This window comes from Listeria sp. SHR_NRA_18 (assembly GCF_003856515.1).
Lineage (GTDB): Bacteria > Bacillota > Bacilli > Lactobacillales > Listeriaceae > Listeria_A > Listeria_A newyorkensis.
In genome coordinates this window covers 1-427 of record NZ_QPKR01000076.1, presented here as the reverse complement: position 1 = coordinate 427, position 427 = coordinate 1, and the positions used below count along the sequence as shown (strand labels likewise).

General features: G+C 52.5%; 1 protein-coding gene. It reads right to left on the bottom strand.

Features of this window, described 5'->3' with window-relative positions; all coding sequences use genetic code 11:
• Positions 1-427, bottom strand: a 427-nt coding sequence (locus DUK53_RS17215; RefSeq protein ID WP_201740745.1) for a sensor histidine kinase, incomplete at both ends; no start/stop codon positions are given.

Here is a 427-nt window from a genome sequence, read left to right as displayed (position 1 = left end):
CACGATGGCATTTTCCACTAGCGGCTGGATCAGCAGGCTGGGGATGCGCACGGCAATATCGTCATCGATGTCATAAATCACCGTCAGCTTATTGCCGAAGCGCGCCTGCTCGATGGCGATATAGTCCTGGATCTGATGCAGTTCCTTACGGATATCGATCAGTTCGTCGTTCAGTTCCAGGTTATAGCGCAGGTAACGCGACAGGTTGATGATTAACTGGCGGGCGGTATCTTGATTTAGCCGGATTGACGACGAGATAGCGTTCAGCGCATTAAACAGGAAATGCGGGTTGATTTTGCTTTGTAGCGCGCGCATTTCAGCCTTGTCCGCCATTTGGCGCAGATGCTCGATGCGCGAGACTTCCATCTGGGTGGAGATAATCTGCGACAGGCCAACCGCCATCACCTTCAGCGTATTGGTGATCTGA